Origin of the sequence: Hydrogenophaga sp. (assembly GCF_036675665.1) — a bacterium.
Taxonomy (GTDB): domain Bacteria; phylum Pseudomonadota; class Gammaproteobacteria; order Burkholderiales; family Burkholderiaceae_C; genus Hydrogenophaga.
The window spans coordinates 1-2,451 of sequence record NZ_JAKFEO010000048.1 but is presented as its reverse complement, the minus strand read 5'-3'; the positions used below and the strand labels follow the sequence as shown (position 1 = coordinate 2,451).

Annotated in this window: 1 protein-coding gene; it reads right to left on the bottom strand. The window is 64.5% G+C overall.

Annotated features, from left to right (window positions below; genetic code table 11):
* The coding region (locus V6M63_RS17255; protein ID WP_332743876.1) for an Ig-like domain-containing protein at positions 1 to 2,367 on the bottom strand (2,367 nt) is incomplete at its 3' end.
* Between the last annotated feature and the right edge of the window lie 84 nt (positions 2,368 to 2,451).

Genomic DNA, 2,451 nt, shown 5'->3' with positions numbered 1-2,451 from the left:
CAGCACAATCGTGGCCGTCGGACGCACGGTGTCGATGGCGTAGTTGTTGGAATCGGTGGTGCCACTGCCGGCGTTGCCCGCCAGATCGGCGATCCCGGTGTTGTCCAGGGTGATCAGGTTGGTCGTGTCGTTGATGCTCGCCGAGGGTGTGAAGGTCGCGGTCCAGGTGATGCCGCCATCGCTGCTGCTCACCGCCGTGAGCGTACCGTTGGCGATGCTCAGGTCGGCATTGGTGAAACCGCTCACCGCTTCGTTGAAGGTGATGGTCACCAGCGAGGTTTCGCCGACTCTCAGCGCATTATCCGCCACTACGATGGTCGCGGTCGGGCGTACGGTGTCGACCGTGTAGTTATTGGAGATGGTGGTGCCGACACCGGCGGTACCCAGGATGTTTATCACCCCGGTGTTGTCCAGGGTGATGACGTTGCTGGTATCGGAAATACTGGCGGACGGGGTAAATGTTGCCGTCCAGGTGATGCCGCCATCGCTGCTGCTGACTGCGGTCAAGGTGCCATTGGCGATGGTCAGGTCCGCATTGGTGAAACCGGTCACGGCTTCGGAAAAGGTGATTGTCACCAAGGACGTTTCGCCGATGCCTAGTGTGGTGTCAGCGACCACAATAGTCGCGGTCGGCGGTGGCGAATAGGCAGTGTTGAGTACACCGCCGTCGTTGTAGATGGTCGCGAAGGAGGTCGGCGAGGTGCCGGTTGTACCCCCGCCCTGCGCGGTACCACCGGCACCACTGGCCGCGGCATTACCGGCCAGGGCGGCGAAGTTGGCGGCCGTCATCAGCAGCGTGCCCTTGTTCCAGATCGCACCGACGCCCCGGCCGCCAATGCCGCCATTACTGGCATTGCTGCCCTGGCCACCACCACCGCCACCGCCGCCACCGGCGCCGATGTTGTTGCTGATGGTCGACGTGCCGACGATGGTGATGGTGCCGCTGCTGGCGTTGTAGATCCCGCCCACCGCGTTGCCGCCGGCGCCACCTACCTTGTCCCAACCGGCCCCGCCGCCGCCACCGCCAATGGAAATCGTGCCATTGGTGGCCGTCGCACCGTTACCGCCGTTGCTGTAATTAAAAGAAGGCACCCCACCCACTCCGCCGGTGCTGGTACCACCGCGACCGCCCATGGTGGCATAACCACCGCCGTAACCACCGACGCCACCGCCGCCCGCCTGGCCGCCGTAAGTGCCGGTGCCCGGCCCTACCGAACCACCGTTGCCGCCGCCCTGGCCGCCCAAACCGCCGCCACCACCACCGCCACCGCCGTAAAAAGCGCCCGTGACACCGCCGCCGCCGCCGCCACCGGAAGCCCCGTTGGAGGTCACGGTAACGTTGTTCAGGGTCAGAATCCCGGCGTTGAAAATACCCCCGGCCATCGCGCCCGTGGCACCGTAGCCACCGTTGCCGCCATTACCCGAGACCAGGCCACGGGTGATCACCAGGCCATCGAGCGTCACGATACTGCCGGAGCTCACTTCAATCACTCGGGTCCGGTACTGACCATCGAGAATCACGTCCGCCGCGCCGTCGTTGTTCAAGTCGCCATCAACGGTGATGTTCTTGTTGATCAGCAGTTCGGAGGTCAGCTGCACCGTCATGCTGCCGCTGAAGGTGACGATATCGCCGTTCTGCGCCGAGGCAATGGCGGCACGCAACGAACCGACGCCCGTGTTGGCGTTGTTGGTGGCGGTCCAGGTGGCCAGGCCCCACTGATAGTCGCTCATGGCCGTGGTCGAGAGCACGTTGGCGCTTTCGATGTTGCCGGTGGCGATTTCCAGGTCCCAGTCTCCGCCCAGCCCTGTGCGATTGCTGGAAGCCGCCACGTCACGACCGGTCATTTGCGTCAGGGAGTCGACGAAACTCAGGCCACGCTCACCTTCGGCGGTGTAGCAACCGTAGATCAAAATGTCGCCGCCGACGTTCATGTCCTTGCCGATTTCCGCCAGCACGGCGCTGCGGGCCGCGACGTTGTCGGCCGACAGATAACTATTACCCAGCCACAGGTCGCCTGCGTTGCCGTGGGCGATAATCTGCACCGAACTGATGCCCTGATGGGTGTCCAGATAGTCGGCAATTTGCTGCAAGCCGTCCTTGCTCGCATCCAGTTGAACCACCTGAGTGCCGGGCGCTACGCCCTGCAGCAGGCTGGCGGCGTCCTTGACCCGCGAATCGACGAACACCACGCTCTGCCCCGGCACCGCGACAGGCGTCGGTGCTGGCGTGGCATCGGCCTGGCCCTGGGTGTCCTTGCTGTCGACCGACTGGTCGGCAGTCGGTGCCTTGACCGCGTCGGCAGTGGTATGGCTGTCAGCCTGGGCCGCGTCGGCAACCGTGGCGGCCACCGCGCCGTCGAACAGCATGCGTGGCTCCAGGGACATGATCATTGGCGAGGCCAGCGCTCGTGCACCTTTGGTAACCCGCGACTTGCCTTTGCTCCACCACAT